Genomic DNA, 14,497 nt, shown 5'->3' with positions numbered 1-14,497 from the left:
GTGGCGGACACCTTCGACGCCATGACCAGCAACAGGGGCTACAAGGACGCGGTGTCCGCCAAGGCGGCGTTCAACTTCGTCATGAGCGCCAACGAGACCCACTTCGACCCCGACGTCTGCAAGGTGTTGCTGAGCGGCATGGGCATATACCCCCCGGGCTCGGTGGTGGAGCTCTCGGACGGCACCGTGGGCACCGTGGCGGCCTCCACGGAGGGGAACCTGCTGCAGCCTAAGATACTGGTTCGGGAGAAGGACGGGTCCGAGAGGATCATAGAGCTTCACAAGGAGGTACACCGGAAGCTCTTCATAAAGCGGGCCCTGGACGTGTAGCTGCTTCCCATGGCAGCATCCCCCAAGCGGGGGCCCGGCTTTATATCTTTATGGCCATCGAACAAGGGGAGAAGGGCCCGGCGGAGGTAGCGCCGGGCCATCATCGTGCCTTAAGGCATGCCCGAAAGGCCCACTAAGGCCCCTCGGCGCCGCCCCTTGCTCCTCAAGCCTCGGCGAAGGTGCCCCGAAGGAGCAGCTCCCCGTCCCGCATGGCCATGACCCCCCGGCTTAACACGTGTTTTATCCTAAGATCGTGGTCCACAAACACCAGGTCCCCGTCGAAGCCCTCCGCCACGAGCCCCTTGCCNGGTAGGCGGTGGAAGAGGGCGGGGGGGCTGGTTATGACCCGCACCGCCGTATCCAGCGGGATGCCCTCTATCTGCACCGCGTCCCGCACCTCCTCCCACAGGGAGGTGACCCTTCCGACCGTAAGACCCTTGAAACTGCCCCCCTGGTCGAACATGGGAAGGCTCCCCTGCCCGTCGGAGCTGAAGCATATCCTGCTAGGATCCACCCCCGCCTCCAGCAAAGTCTTAAGCCCCAGGGAGCACTTCACCTCCCCCTCCTCCAGGAAGAGGGGGGTGGTGCTGGTGGTAAGATCCACAACTCCCTCCCGCAGGGCGAAATCCACCGCCTCCTTGAAGAGGTCCGGGTTGCGGTTCACGTGGGTTGGGATGAACTGGTCCAAGGGGATCTCGCTCATGGCCGCCGCCTCCTTGAGCATGCCAAGGCCCCTTGGGCCGTCCCCCATGTGGACGTTCACCTTCCCGCCGAAGCCCTTGAGCATGCCCCCCACCCTGGCGGCGGAGGCTATCTTGAGGAACTCCTCCAGCGACGGCTGGCTCGACCGGTGGTCCGAAAGGGCCACCTCGCCAACCCCTATCACCTGCTCCACCAGGGCTATGTCGGACCGTATGGAGCCCGTTAGGGTCGCCACCGGCAGCTGGTAGGATCCCACCATCACCCAGGCGCTGATCCCCTCGGCCCAAAGCCCCCGGGCCTTGGCCACCAGGGAGGCCACAGACCTTGTAACGTCGTCGGTGCCCAGAACGCCTATCACGGTGGTCACGCCCCCTTTAACGGCGTCCTCCACTGGCATCTCCGGGGTCCTGGTGGCGGGGCCTCCCTCCCCTCCGCCCCCCAGGATGTGCACGTGGTTGTCCACGAAGCCCGGCGTGATGAGAAGCCCCCGGGCGTCCACCACCTCCAGCCCCGGAAGGCACACCGCCCCAAGATCCCCCAGGGCCGCCACCTTGGGCCCCACGCAAAGCACGTCGCACTTACCCCTCGCCTCCGGGGCGAACAGCTCCGCCCCCTTGAAAAGATAAGACCTCAACCCCTCATACCTCCCCGGCGGGAAGCCCGCCCCTTTTTTCTATCCCCGCTCCACATGTCCAAGAAGAGCTCCTCCCGGCCCCCGAAGGCAATTCGATAACCCCTGGTGCTCCTAAGGTGCTCCTCCGCCGCCCGTCTGGCCCCTTCGGCGTCCCGCCTCTCTATGGCGTCCACTATGCGTCGGTGCTCCGCAAGGCTTCCGCTTCCCCCGTCCTCCGACGGCGGCAGAAAGTCGATCAGGGCGTGCACGTATAGCTGGCTCCTCCAATAGACCAGTCTGAAGGCCTTTATGAGGTAGGCGTTGCCCCCCATCTCCGCCACCGCCATGTGGAACTCGTCGTTGGCGGTGCAGTAACCCTCCACGTCCCCAAGGTCCGCCATCACCTGCTCCCGGGCGTTTATCTCCTTGAGCCTCGCCACGTCCGACGCGTCCGCCTCCTGGGCGGCCCTGAAAGCTAAGTACCCCTCCAAAAGTTCCCGGGCGGAGAAGACCTCCAGCATGTCAGCCCTGGTAAGACGCGGCACCACGTAACCCCTTCGGCCGTCCTCCCTCACCAAAACCCCGTCGGACACCAGCGCCGCAAGGCCGTGCCTTACAGGAGTCCTGCTGAGCCCCAGCTCCTCCGCCAGGGCGGGCTCGGTTATCCTGTCACCTGGCATGTAGCGGCGCTTGATTATGCCGGATATGACGTGGCCTATCACCTTTTTAAGCGCCCCCAGATCCTCCCCCACGACTCCCCCTCCCATCTATGGATTCATTGTGCTATTATTGGATCCATTATATCGGAGGCCCTCTCTAAATCAACCCCGGAGGGGAGGTGAAGAACAAAGGCCGGGCGCATCCGGCGGGGAAGGGACGGGCCCTGTGGGCCGGAATTCGGATCCAGCTTAAAAGCTACGACCAAATCCATATCCCAGAGAGGGGGATGCGGAAGGATGAGCGGACCTTCCCAGCAGGAGAAGAAGAACAAGACCACCTGGATGCTGGATACATACATCATCATCTTCCTGGTGGTGGCGCTCATGGCGGCCCTCACCTACGTGGTGCCGGTGGGCAAGTTCGAGACCCACGAGGTGAAGTACACCGTGTCCGGCAAGGAGAAGAGCCGCACGGTCTTAAAGCCCGAGACCTTCACCATGGTGAAGGACGAGGCGGGGAACCCCCTTAAGAAGGGCATCAAGCTCTTCGAACCCGGAGGGGAGGTGGGATTCCTCAACTACGCCTTCGAGGGGCTGGTGTCCGGCGACAAGTGGGGCTCCGCGGTGGGGGTGGTGGCCTTCATCCTCATAATCGGCGGCGCCTTCGGGATAATACTGAGGACCGGGGCGGTTGAAAACGGCATAATGGCCATCATAAACAAGCTCCAGGGGAAGGAGATATTGCTCCTACCAATCCTGTTCCTGCTCTTCTCCCTGGGGGGAGCGGTGTTCGGCATGGGAGAGGAGGCCATCCCCTTCGTCATGATCCTCTGCCCCGTCTGCGTGGCCATGGGGTACGACTCGGTAACCGCCCTGCTGGTGTCCTACGTGGCCACCCAGATAGGCTTCGCCACCAGCTGGATGAACCCCTTCAGCGTGGCCATCGCCCAGGGGGTAAGCCAGATACCGGTGCTGTCCGCCGCGGGCTTCAGGCTCGGCATGTGGGCCTTCTTCACCCTCTTCGGCATCGGCTACACCATAAGGTACGCCCGGAAGGTGAAGGCCAACCCGGAGCTCTCCCTGTCCTACAGGACCGACCAGTTCTTCCGTAACGACATATCCTCCCACAGGGCCGAGGGCGGCAAGTTCTCCTTAGGCCACGGCCTGGTGGTGCTCACCGTGGCCCTGGGCATAGCCTGGGTCATCTGGGGGGTCATCGAGGAGGGCTACTACATCCCGGAGATAGCCACCCAGTTCTTCATCATGGGCCTTGTGTGCGGCGTAATCGGCGTGGTCTTCAAGCTGGAGGGTATGAAGGTCAACGACATCGCCGCCAGCTTCCGGAAGGGGGCGGAGGACCTGGTGGGGGCCGCCATCGTGGTGGGCATGGCCAAGGGCATAGTGCTGGTCCTGGGCGGCACCGACCCCTCCAACCCAACGGTGCTCAACACGGTCCTCCACTACACCGGCGAGGCCTTCAAGGGGCTTCCCGCGGCGGTATCCGCCTGGTTCATGTACCTCTTCCAGTCCTGCTTCAACTTCTTCGTGGTCTCCGGCTCCGGGCAGGCGGCGCTCACCATGCCCCTCATGGCGCCGCTGTCGGACATCCTCGGGGTCTCAAGACAGGTGGCGGTGCTGGCCTTCCAGCTGGGGGACGGCTTCACCAACCTCATAGTCCCCACCTCCGGGGTGCTCATGGCCTGCCTTGGAGCCGCCAGGATCGATTGGACCCAGTGGGCCAAGTGGCAGATAAAATTCCAGGGGCTGCTGTTCTTCTTCGGCTCCCTCTTCGTCATAGGAGGCGTAATGTTCGGCCTGAAGTAACAGCCCATAAAGACGAAGCGGGGGCCTCTCCTGGGGCCCCCGCTTTTCAACCAGCCCTACCTGGCGCTGCCCTTGAAGACCTCCACCGCCTTCAGGGGCACGTAGACCTTGCCGGTCTTGGGGGAGAAAACACATACCCCGCCGAGATTCACAACCCTTCCTCCCATGCGCATGTAGTCCTTGCTCAAGGGCATCTCCGCCCGGACCGATCCCTTGCGCACCACCAGCACGGGGTTTGCGGGATCCGACTTGTCCAGCTCCACCGACGCGCCCATGGAGCCGAAGGCCTCGGCGGAGTCCACGAAGAGGGTCCCCGTGGCCTTCTCCAGGGACGCCCCCATCTCCCGGGCGCATATCCTGGCTATCTCGGTGTTCTCTATGGTGGCCAGGGGCTTCTCAAGGCCGTAGTAGTTTATGAAGAGGTCCTCGCCGGTGTGGCCGTTGGTGGTCCAGCCTATGGGGCTCCGCTTTGAGATGATGGGGCCCAGCACGTAGTTGAGGCTCCCCTTCTTGGCCTGCTGTATGGCGTTAACCTCGTCGGCGGAGAGGTCCGACACGCCGTAGAAGCTCGCCACGGCCTCCCGAACCTTCATCTCCGACCGGTCGTCCCCAAGGACCTTCTCCACCCCCTCGCCGGTGAGCCTGGCGGCCTTAAGGGGCGTGACCAGGGCCTCCAGCGGAAGCTTGGAGTAGTTCTTGTCGGTCACCTTGCTGCCCAGCGACATGCCCCCGTTGCCGTGGTCCGCGAAGACCAGCACCAAGGTGTTCCGGTCCTTCCGGGCGAAGTCCAGCGCCACCCGCACCGCGTCGTCGAAGGCCAGCACGTCGGACACCACCCCCACCGGGTCGTTGGCGTGGGAGGCCCAGTCTATCTTGGAACCCTCCACGAAGAGGAAGAAGCCCTCCGGGTCCTTGGACAAGAGCTCCATGGCCTTGGAGGTCATCTCCGCAAGGCTTGGCTGCGAAGGGGCCACCGCGGGGCGGTCGAAGTCGTAGGCCATGTCGTCGTCGGCGAAAAGCCCGAAGACCGGGCCCGAGGACAGGGACCTCATCTCATCCTTGGTGGAGACCACCTTGTATCCCCGCCGCTGAAGCTCCTCAAGGAGGTCCTCCCCGTCTTCCCTGACGCCTCCCTTGGACTTGGGCAGCAGGTACTTCCTGCCGCCGCCGAAGACCACCTGGAACCCGCCGTAGACCTGCTGCTCCCCTATCTCGTTGTAGTCGTTCCGATCCGGCCAGTGGGAGGAGTAGGCGGCGGGGCTGGCGTGCTGCACGTTGCTGGTCACCACAAGCCCCGTGGCCTTCCCCATGAGCCTGGCGGCCTCAAGCACCGACGCCACAGGACGCCCCATATCGCCGGAGGCCACCTTCGGCACCCCAGGCATGGTGACGCTCCAGGGCAGGACCCCTATGGACTTGTCGCTGGCCTTGAAACCCGTGGCGAAGGCCGTGGCGGCGGGGGCGGAGTCGGTTATGAGGCTCTCGGCCCCCCAGGTCCTCACCCTACCCGCGGGCATCTGATCAATGGCAAGGGGTCCACCCTTGTACCACCGGGCCACGGTGGTGTGGGTGGCACCGGTGCCGTCGCACATGAGCACTATAACGTTCTTGACCTTGGCATCCGCGGCGCCCCCAAGGGCCAGCACGAAAAGCCCAAGTAGAAGCCCCAAAAACCTCAACCTAACCGCACGTTTCATGAGCACAACAACCTCCCCGCTGAAGATGTGTTACCGTGCGCTTCCGCATGTTAGCGGATCACGGTGAATACCATTTTACATCAACGTTACCGGATGGTTACCCCGCCACCATGAGCTCCTTTGGGAAGGAGTTCAGCACCTCCGGGCCGTCCTCCCCCACCACCACCAGGTCCTCTATGCGTACCCCCAGGGCGCCGGGGATGTATATGCCGGGCTCCACGCTGAAGACGTTCCCCACCTCAAGGGGGGCGTGGTTGCCCTCCACTATGTAGGGCCCCTCGTGGACCTCCAGGCCTATGCCGTGGCCAAGGCGGTTGAGGAAGTGCTCGCCGTAGCCCGCCCGGGCTATGACGTCCCGGGCGGCCCGGTCCACCTCCTGGGCGGGCACCGAGGGGCGCACCGCCTCTATGCCCTTGAGCTGGGACTTGAGCACCACCTGGTAGACCTCCCGGGACTTCTCCGGCACCCCGGCAAGGAAGAACGTCCTGGTCATGTCGGAGCAGTAGCCTTGAACCCGGCAGCCGAAGTCCAGCACCACGCAGTCCCCCTCCCTGCCCACAGCGTCTACGCCGCCGTAGTGGGGCATGGCGGCGTTGGCCCCAAAGGCCACTATGGGATCGAAGGACGGCGTGGTGCCCAGCTCGTCGAAGCACTTGAGGATGAACTCCTTGACTTGCCTCTCGGACAAGCCGGGACGAAGGAACCGGTAGACCCGCTCCATCACCTGGTCCGCCATGGCGGAGGCCCTGCGCATGAGGGCCAGCTCCTCCTCAGTCTTGACCCGCCGCAAGGGGTCCAGGACCTTGGCACCGTTCACGTACCTGGCGGGCACCGCCCCTTGGGCGTCTATCAGGTCCACCGCCCTCATCCCGCAGTTCACCCCTATGACCCCACCCTCCAGCCCCAATCTCCTACAGCCCTCCCGGTATGCTCCCACAAAACCCTCCCGGTCGTCCCACACGAAAAGGGGCACCCCCTCCATGTGGAGCTCCATCTCCTGCCTGTAAAGCCGGGGCACAAGGCCGAAACACCCATTCCGGGACACCATGAGCCCCTTGCAGCGCTCGTCGGGGAATAGATCAAGACCGGTTATATACAAAAGGTCCCCCGAGGGGCCCAGGAACAGACCGTCCATGCCCTCTTCCCCAAGCCTCTTAACCAACCGCTCCAACCGGCGCAACTCCAACCCGCTCACCTCCGGACAGTTGATGTGCCAATAATACATCAGCAGGGCCATTAAAAGAAATTTTTGCTCCCCCTATGGCGGTATTGGAATTTATGATATATATTATTATACGTTAGAACTAAAGGAGGTGCGGGTCTTAATGAAGCCCATAAGGATACTGATAACCGAGGACGACCCGATGGTGTCGTTCATCATCGGCCGCCTTGTGAACTCCCTGGGGGACTTCCTGCTGGTAGGACAAGCCCAGAACGGCAGGGAGGCGCTGGAGCAGATAAGGGCCCACAAGGTGGACCTGGTGTTGCTGGACCTATCCATGCCGGAGGTGGACGGCAAGGAGGTCATGCTGGAGCTCAGGAACAACGACATGGACTCCGACGTGATCATCATAACCAGCTCCTACAAGAAGTCCGACGCGGTGGAGGCCCTGCGGCTGGGGGCCTGGGACTACATCGTAAAGCCCTTCTCCTACGACCGGCTTCGGGTCTCCCTGGACTCCTACAAGGACGCCTTCCGCTACCGGGCGTCGCTGCCCTCGGAGCTGAGCCAGGAACAGCTCGACCGGGTCTTCTACCCCGAGAGCCGGCTCAACCTCTACTCCACCTCCGGGATCCAGCGGGGGGACACCGCCCAGCGGATAATGGACATCCTCTCCCAGGAGGAGAAACCCCTCTCTGCGGGGGAGATAGCGGACAAGATCGGCATATCCCGCATAACGGTCCGCAAGTACTGCGAGGCCCTGGTATCCACGGGAAGGCTGATATCCCAGAACCACTACCAGCCAAAGGGACGGCCCATAAAGAAGTACCAACCCATATAGACGGGTCGGTGATGATCCGATGGCCCTTAGGATAGACCTGGAGGACGTGCCGCACCCAGTCGTAATCTTCCCCCCCGGAGGATCTCCCAAGGAGGGCAACTCCAGAGGCGGCCACTTCCTGGCCGCCTTCGGCTGGGACGGACCTCCCCCCAGCGGGAACACCCTGTCCATAGGGGGCAAGCAGTTTCTGCCGGTGCATCTCGCATCCCTGCCGGAGGGGGAGGTGTTCGCCCTGGTGGAGGCCCTGTGCGCCCCCAAGAGGGATCTTTTCATCTCCCAGATAAGCCATGAGATCCGGAACCCCCTTAACAACATCATCGGCATGTCCGAGATGTGCCTCTCCGCGGAGAGCCCCAACAGGAGGTGGCTTGAGTGCATAAAGGAGGCTTCAAGCCACCTGCTTCGGATCGCCAACGACCTCCTGGACCTGTCCTCCGCCAATAGCGACCTGGAACTCCAGTTGGCCCCCTACGAAGTCCGGAAGCTCATATCCAACACCGTCCGCTTCGTGGCCCCCATGGCGGAGGCCAAGGGGCTCATCCTCCTCACCAAGGTAAGCCCGTCGGTACCGGAGAAGCTCAAGGGGGATCAGGACAGGGTAAGGCAGATCCTGCTCAACCTCCTGACCAACGCCATAAAGTTCTCGGAACACGGCAGCGTCAAGGTGGAAGCCTCCGTTGAGGGGGACGACCTTGTAATATCGGTCACCGACAGCGGGCGGGGCATACCCAAGGAACAGCTGGACAAGATATTCCTGCCCTTCTACCAGGCGTCCCCTTCGGACCGGGGACAGGGACGGGGGCTTGGACTTGCCATATGCAGGAAGCTGGCGGAGTCCATGGGGGGCACCATAACGGTCAAAAGCGCCCCCGGGGAAGGGTCCTCCTTCTCCATCAAGGTGCCGGCCCTTGATGTTAAGGAAGAGGTATCCTCCCCCGACGAGGCGCCGCAGCGCCCTGGCAAGCCATTAAGCACTGCCGCGAAGAGGCCCCTTAACATACTGCTCGCGGAGGACGACCCCCTCAACCGGGAACTGGTGGAGACCGCCCTGTCCGCCATGGGGCACCGGGTTAAAGGGACCTCCACCGGCGTGGAGGCCCTCAGGGCCTTCTCGTCCCAGGCCTTCGACCTTGCCATACTGGACGTGAACATGCCCCAGGGGGACGGGGTATGGCTAGCGAGGGAGATACGGCTCCTGGAGTCAAAGGAGCCCTCCCGCCCGCGGACGCCGCTCATCGCGCTTACCGCCTGCGCCACGGAGGAAGACCGGGAACGGTGCCTCAAGGCGGGCATGGACCTGTTCCTAACCAAACCGGTACCACTTGAGGAGCTTCGGGCCGCGGTGGAAGGGGCCGCCAGCGGCGAGATGCCGGTGTCGGAGGAAGGGGAAAAAGGCGGTTCGCCTGAAATAGCCACCCAGCGGCTCATGGATCTCTCCATGGGAGACCGGGAGGTGATGGGCAAGGCCCTCACCCTCTTCAAGGAAGGGGTCCCCATAATGCTGGAGACGCTGCGGCTTTTGCTCCACCGCAGCGACCTCAAGGGGGCCGCGTCGGTGGTTCACAAGCTCAAGGGCCGGTTCGCCACCGTAGGCCACCAGGAGGCAGCGGAATACCTGGCCACGCTGGAAGAGCGCCTCAAGGAGGGGCAAGGGGAGGACCCGGACCACATAATAAACCGGATCAACCAGGCCACCCGGCAGGTGCTCAAGGCCTACGAGGACATAAACGTTAAACCCCTTTGACCCTTAAGGATGACGATGTGTTGACGATCCGGTGCTACCATCCCCCCTTGAAAGGGGGGATTCGCTTTGTCCATAACCTTTAAGCTGAACGGGCGGGAAGTGACATTCTCTCCTTCCCCGGAGCAGCGGCTGCTGGACATGCTGAGGGAACTGGGCATGACCAGCGTGAAGGAGGGCTGTTCCGAAGGGGAGTGCGGGGCCTGCACGGTGGTGATGAACCGCCGCCCGGTGGCGTCCTGCACCGTGATGGCCTTTCAGGCGGAGGGGGCGGATATACTAACCCTTGAGGGCCTCTCCCAAAACGGGCTTCTGCACCCCATACAGAGCGCCTTCGCGGAGTGCGGAGCGGTCCAGTGCGGCTTCTGCACCCCCGGCATGATAATGTCCGCCTACGCCCTCCTCATGAACAACCCCTCCCCCACCAGGGAGGAGGCGGCGGAGGCCATATCGGGCAACCTCTGCCGCTGCACCGGCTACCTGCCCATAATAGACGCCATACTAGAGGCTTCAAGGAGGCTTCCATCCCATGCTTAGGGCTAGCCCCAGGACCCTTGCGGAGCTCACCGAGCTGGCGCTGGACTCTCCTAAGGACCTCCGCTACATAGCGGGGGGCACGGATCTTACCGTGAAGATGCACCGTGAGGGCTTAGGCCTTCACCTCATGGACGTAACCCGCGTTGAGGGTCTCCGGGACATCGAGCGCCAAGGCAGCGCCGTCAGGGTGGGAGCCGCGGTCCCCTTCGCCGACATAAGTTTGGGCTTGAACCTGCCTAAGGGGCTTTCCACCATGGCATCCAAGGTGGGCTCCCCCCAGATACGAAGCCGGGGCACCATGGGGGGCAACGTGGGGAACCTCTCCCCCGCCGGGGACTCCATACCCATGCTGATGGCCCTTGAGGCCTCCATGGAGGTGCTTCACTTCGAGAACACCTCCCCAGTTAAGCTGTCCATCCCCATGGGTGAAATCAAGTCGGGCCCCTTCGGGGTTTTAAGGGGGCCTAAGGACCTCATAACCGGCTTTGTGATACCCCCCTGGGAGTTCTCCTTCTTCGGCAAGGTGGGGTCCCGAAGGACCGTGACCATATCAAAGGTCAACTTAGCTTGCGCCCTAAGCCTCGCCGGAAACCGATGCCGGGTTTACATGGGAGCGGTGGGCAGGCTGCCGGTTCGATGCCCAAGGGCGGAGGAGGCCATAGCGGGCCTGTCCGGCACGGAGCTCCAGCGGGAGCTTCCCCGGCTGCTCTCCCAAGCGGTGGAGGAGGCCATCCCCTCTAGGGCCTCCATGCCCTACAAGCGGGAGGCGGTGAAGGCCCTGGGCCTTGAACTGGCCCTGGAGCTCGCCCATGGGAGGGGGTGTTAGAATGAACCGCTGGAACTGGGTTGGCAGGTCCGTGCCAAGGCTGGACGTAGTCGAAAAGGCCACCGGGGAGTTCTTGTTCCTTGAGGACCGCCCAAGGCTCAAGGGGCTCCTGTACGGACGGCTCATAACAAGCCCCGTGGCCAACGGGCGGGTCCACGGCTTCCGGCTGGAACGGGCAAGGCAGATACAAGACCTGGTGCGCCTTTTCACCCCCATGGACGACCTCATGAGGGTCCCCTACAACAGCGCGGTCTACCTGGAGGACCAGAGGGACCTTAGGGACGAGCGGATCTTCACGGACCGGCCGCTCTTCGTGGGGGACCCGGTGGGGGCCGTGCTGGCCCACACCCCCCAGGGGGCCCTAAGGGCCGCGGCGCTGGTGGAGGTTCTGGCGGAGGAGCTTCCCCCGCTGCTTGGGCCGCTTCCTCCGGGCGTTCCGTCGCCCCTTCCACTCAAGCCCCCGGCGATCGAGGGCCGCATAGAGTGCGGGGAGATTCCAGCGGTGGAGGAAGCGGTGGAGCTTGAGGTGACGGTGCGCACCCCCAAGGTGCACCACGGGGCCATGGAACCCCACCTGTGCCTTTCGTACATGGACGGTTCCGTGCTGGTGGTGGAGTCCCCGTGCCAGATGCCCTTTGCGGTCCGCCACGTCCTCTCCAAGGCCCTGGAGCTTCCCATGAGCCGGGTGAGGGTGATAAAAGCCCCCATGGGGGGCTCCTTTGGAGGAAAGCAGGAGGTGTTCCTGGAGACCCGCTGCGCCCTCATGACCCTTCTTACCCGCCGGCCTGTGCTGCTCACAACCAGCCGGCGGGAAAGCATCATATCCACCAGGAGCAGGGCCGCCACGGAGGGGACCGTTCGGATGAGGGCCCTTGGGGACGGCACCCTGTTGAGCCGCTCCGTGGAGGTGCTGTGCGACTCCGGGGCCTACGCCAGCGGCGGACACCGGATAACCATGGCCATGGGGAAGAAGACATTTAGGCTCTACCGGATACCCCGCCAGGAGTTCACGGGGCGCACGTTCTTCACCAACACGGTGCCAAGCGGCGCCTGCAGGGGCTACGGCTCGCCCCAGATACACGCCATAACGGAGATAGCCATGGACCTCTTGGCCCGAAGGCTCAACATGGACCCGGCGGAGATAAGGCTTAAGAACCTCATCCACCCCTTCGACCAGGACCCCACCGGGGCCCCCTCCCTTGGCAACGGCAGGGTTCGGGAGTGCCTCGAGGAGGGGCTAAAGGCATTTCGCTGGGAGGAGAGGAAGCGCCGCATCCTGGAATGCCGGGCGGACGGCAGGTTCCGGACCGGCATAGGGCTGGCCTGCGCCACCCACGGCAACGGCTACCACGGCTCCCCCTTCGCGGACGTGATGTCCATGGCCTTGAGCCTCTGCGAGGACGGCTCGGTGCTGGTCAACGGCGCCTTTGCGGAGCTTGGCAACGGCACCATAACCTCCATGACGCAGATCGTGGCGGACGTGATGGACCTTCCGATGGACCGGGTCTTCGTGTCCGAGGGAGACACCCATCTTACCCCCTTCGACGTGGGGTGCGTGGCGAGCCGTGTCACCTACGTGTGCGGCGCCTGCGCCCTGGAGGGGGCCCTTGAGCTCCGGTCCCGCATGGCAAGGGCCTTTCTGGCCCTCCTGGGCTTGGGGCAGGAGTGGGCGGATCGGGTGGTCTTCAACGACGGCACCGTGAGCCTCAACGGCCGCTCGATGACCTACGGCGCCTTGGCCAACAGGGCCATAAAAGAGCTGGGGGAGAGCCTGTGGGCGCCAGCCACGTTCAAGCCCCGGGGGAACCCCGCCTCGTTCGGGGTCCACTTCGCCCAGGTGGAGGTGGACACCCTGACGGGCCTCGTGCGAGTCACCGACTACCTGGCATGCCACGACGTGGGGAAGGCCATAAACCCCATGATGGTAAAGGGGCAGATATACGGTGGGATCCAGATGGGGATGGGCCTTGCGCTCATGGAGGAGCTTAGATACGACCAGAGGGGTCTTCCCCTCAACGGCTCCTTCAGCCGGTACCACATGCCCAACGGTCCGGAGATGCCTGCGGTGCAGGTGCTGCTGGTGGAAAGAGGCGAGGAAGGGGGCCCCTTCGGGGCGAAGAGCGTGGGGGAGATAGCCACGGTTCCGGTGGCCCCCGCCATATGCAACGGGATCAACATGGCCCTTGGAACGTCCCTTACGGATCTGCCCTTCACCCCGGAGCGGATAGTAAGGGCCCTTGCGGAGAGGAGGGATGGGGATTGACCGTAACGGTGGGCGACGGCCCCATAGGGGTGGACCAGGTGGCGGCGGCGGCCTTCGGGGACTCCGTGGAGGTGTCCCATGAGGCCCTAAGAAGGTGCAGGGCGGTTTGGGAGGCCCTGATGGAGATAGCGGACCGCGGGGCCCCAAAGGTATACGGCCTTAACACCGGGGTGGGCATAAACAAGGACCAGTCGGTGGGCCGGGAGTGTTACGGGGTCTACAACCTCAACATGCTGCGGGTGCACTGCGTGGGGCTTCCACCCTACGCCTCCCTGGAGGAGGCAAGGGGGATCATGCTCATAAAGCTGCACCACCTGGCCATGGGCTATACGGGCATAAACCCCGGCTACATGGAGCTCTTGAAGGAGATGCTGAACCGTGGCATACACCCCGCCATACCCATGAGGGGCTCCGTGGGGGAGGCGGACATAACATCCCTTTCACACCTGGGGCTCGTGATGGCGGGGGAGGGGTTCGTAATAAAGGGCGGAGAGATTCGTCCCGCCGGGGAGGCCTTGAGGGAGGCGGGGCTTGAGCCGTTGAAGCCGGGGCCCAAGGACGGGCTGGGGCTTGTGACGTCCAACGCCCTTGGGGAGGCCCTGGGGTGCCTTAGGCTCCACCGGCTCCGGGAGATCTTGGACGTGGCGGACCTGGCTTACGCCATGACCATGGAGGGGCTTCACGGGAACATGTCCCCCTTGGACGAGAGGGCCCTAAGGCTTCATCCATCGGCGGGGGTCCGGGAGAGCGCCGCCAAGGCCAGGGAGTTCCTCAAGGGGAGCTACATCGAACGTGGCGGCAAGTCGCTGCAGGACCCCCTTTCGATCCGCTGCTCCCCCATGGTGCACGGGGCGGTGCGGGACGCGGCCCAAGGGGCGGAGGCGGCCCTTGCATCCCACATGAACTGCCCGGACGACAACCCCTTGGCCTTTGAGGACGGCACCGTGATACCCTGCGCCCTATTTGAACCCCTGGGGTGGGTCCTGGAGTTCGAGAAGCTCAAGCTCGCCCTTTGCCACCTTTCCCAGGCGGTGGCCCGCAGGACCTTCCGCCTTGGATCGGACAGGTTCACGGGGCTTCAGCGGTTCCTCAACCCCTGCCCCGCCATGTGCCACGCCTTCGGGGTGATCCAGAAGACCATGTCGTACCTCCACGGGGAGAACCAGCACCTGAGCGCCCCCTGTTCCTTCCTGGTGGAGCCCCTTTCGGAGGACCAGGAGGACCGGGGGTGCAACAGCCCCATGGTGATGGAGCACATCAACAGGATGATGGACAACCTGGAGGCGATGCTGGCCATAGAGG

General features: G+C 63.7%; 12 protein-coding genes. 8 read left to right on the top strand and 4 right to left on the bottom strand.

All coding sequences use genetic code 11. From position 1 onward, the window contains the following. Positions 1-162: 162 nt before the first annotated feature. The gene (locus tag N2315_07185; GenBank protein MCX7828971.1) at positions 163-330 is read left to right on the top strand and encodes a hypothetical protein; all 168 of its coding nucleotides are present in this window, start codon (positions 163-165) and stop codon (positions 328-330) included. A gap of 163 nt (positions 331-493) precedes the next feature. On the opposite strand, the gene iadA is transcribed toward N2315_07185, so the two are convergent. Further along, entirely contained in the window at positions 494-1,666 is a 1,173-nt protein-coding gene (gene iadA / locus N2315_07180) for a beta-aspartyl-peptidase (protein MCX7828970.1), read from the bottom strand. Then, a complete protein-coding gene (locus tag N2315_07175; GenBank protein MCX7828969.1) occupies positions 1,663-2,397 on the bottom strand; it encodes a GntR family transcriptional regulator in 735 nt (244 codons plus the stop codon). Before N2315_07175 ends, iadA begins: the two co-directional genes overlap by 4 nt. Before the next feature lie 204 nt (positions 2,398-2,601). On the opposite strand from N2315_07175, the gene yfcC reads away from it, so the two are divergent. After that, complete coding sequence (gene yfcC, locus N2315_07170; protein MCX7828968.1) at positions 2,602-4,128, top strand: putative basic amino acid antiporter YfcC; 1,527 nt, start codon at positions 2,602-2,604, stop codon at positions 4,126-4,128. Positions 4,129-4,184: 56 nt separating this feature from the next. Here the strand turns inward: yfcC and N2315_07165 are convergent, their stop codons facing one another. Both N2315_07165 and N2315_07160 read right to left on the bottom strand, forming a co-directional pair. Then, complete coding sequence (locus N2315_07165; GenBank protein ID MCX7828967.1) at positions 4,185-5,825, bottom strand: alkaline phosphatase; 1,641 nt, start codon at positions 5,823-5,825, stop codon at positions 4,185-4,187. Between the two features lie 97 nt (positions 5,826-5,922). After that, positions 5,923-7,011 carry a Xaa-Pro peptidase family protein gene (locus N2315_07160; GenBank protein ID MCX7828966.1) on the bottom strand — a complete coding sequence of 363 codons (1,089 nt, stop codon included), beginning with the start codon at positions 7,009-7,011 and terminating at the stop codon, positions 5,923-5,925. Positions 7,012-7,150: 139 nt separating this feature from the next. Between N2315_07160 and N2315_07155 the strand changes: the two genes are divergently transcribed. The 6 genes from N2315_07155 to N2315_07130 all read left to right on the top strand — a co-directional run. Then, entirely contained in the window at positions 7,151-7,828 is a 678-nt protein-coding gene (locus tag N2315_07155; GenBank protein MCX7828965.1) for a response regulator, read from the top strand. Between the two features lie 19 nt (positions 7,829-7,847). Next, the gene (locus tag N2315_07150) at positions 7,848-9,572 is read left to right on the top strand and encodes an ATP-binding protein (GenBank protein MCX7828964.1); all 1,725 of its coding nucleotides are present in this window, start codon (positions 7,848-7,850) and stop codon (positions 9,570-9,572) included. A gap of 66 nt (positions 9,573-9,638) precedes the next feature. Then, complete coding sequence (locus N2315_07145) at positions 9,639-10,106, top strand: (2Fe-2S)-binding protein (GenBank protein MCX7828963.1); 468 nt, start codon at positions 9,639-9,641, stop codon at positions 10,104-10,106. Then, positions 10,099-10,932, top strand: a complete 834-nt coding sequence (locus N2315_07140; GenBank protein MCX7828962.1) for an FAD binding domain-containing protein — start codon at positions 10,099-10,101, stop codon at positions 10,930-10,932. Before N2315_07145 ends, N2315_07140 begins: the two co-directional genes overlap by 8 nt. Position 10,933: 1 nt before the next feature. Next, complete coding sequence (locus N2315_07135) at positions 10,934-13,195, top strand: xanthine dehydrogenase family protein molybdopterin-binding subunit (GenBank protein ID MCX7828961.1); 2,262 nt, start codon at positions 10,934-10,936, stop codon at positions 13,193-13,195. Continuing rightward, positions 13,192-14,497 (top strand): aromatic amino acid ammonia-lyase (locus tag N2315_07130; GenBank protein MCX7828960.1); only part of this gene is annotated, 1,306 nt, incomplete at its 3' end. The genes N2315_07135 and N2315_07130, both read left to right, overlap by 4 nt.

It is taken from the genome of Thermanaerothrix sp. (genome assembly GCA_026417795.1).
Classification (GTDB): domain Bacteria; phylum Synergistota; class Synergistia; order Synergistales; family Synergistaceae; genus Thermanaerovibrio.
The sequence above is the reverse complement of the archived record's forward strand: the minus strand, read 5'-3'. Positions and strand labels throughout refer to the sequence as shown.

Excerpts from the sequence above, each read along its gene's own strand:
- yfcC (MCX7828968.1), top strand. The coding sequence starts at position 2,602 with ATGAGCGGACCTTCCCAGCAGGAGAAGAAGAACAAGACCACCTGGATG.
- N2315_07155 (MCX7828965.1), top strand. The coding sequence starts at position 7,151 with ATGAAGCCCATAAGGATACTGATAACCGAGGACGACCCGATGGTGTCG.
- N2315_07165 (MCX7828967.1), bottom strand. The coding sequence starts at position 5,825 with ATGAAACGTGCGGTTAGGTTGAGGTTTTTGGGGCTTCTACTTGGGCTT.
- N2315_07135 (MCX7828961.1), top strand. The coding sequence starts at position 10,934 with ATGAACCGCTGGAACTGGGTTGGCAGGTCCGTGCCAAGGCTGGACGTA.
- N2315_07150 (MCX7828964.1), top strand. The coding sequence starts at position 7,848 with ATGGCCCTTAGGATAGACCTGGAGGACGTGCCGCACCCAGTCGTAATC.
- N2315_07140 (MCX7828962.1), top strand. The coding sequence starts at position 10,099 with ATGCTTAGGGCTAGCCCCAGGACCCTTGCGGAGCTCACCGAGCTGGCG.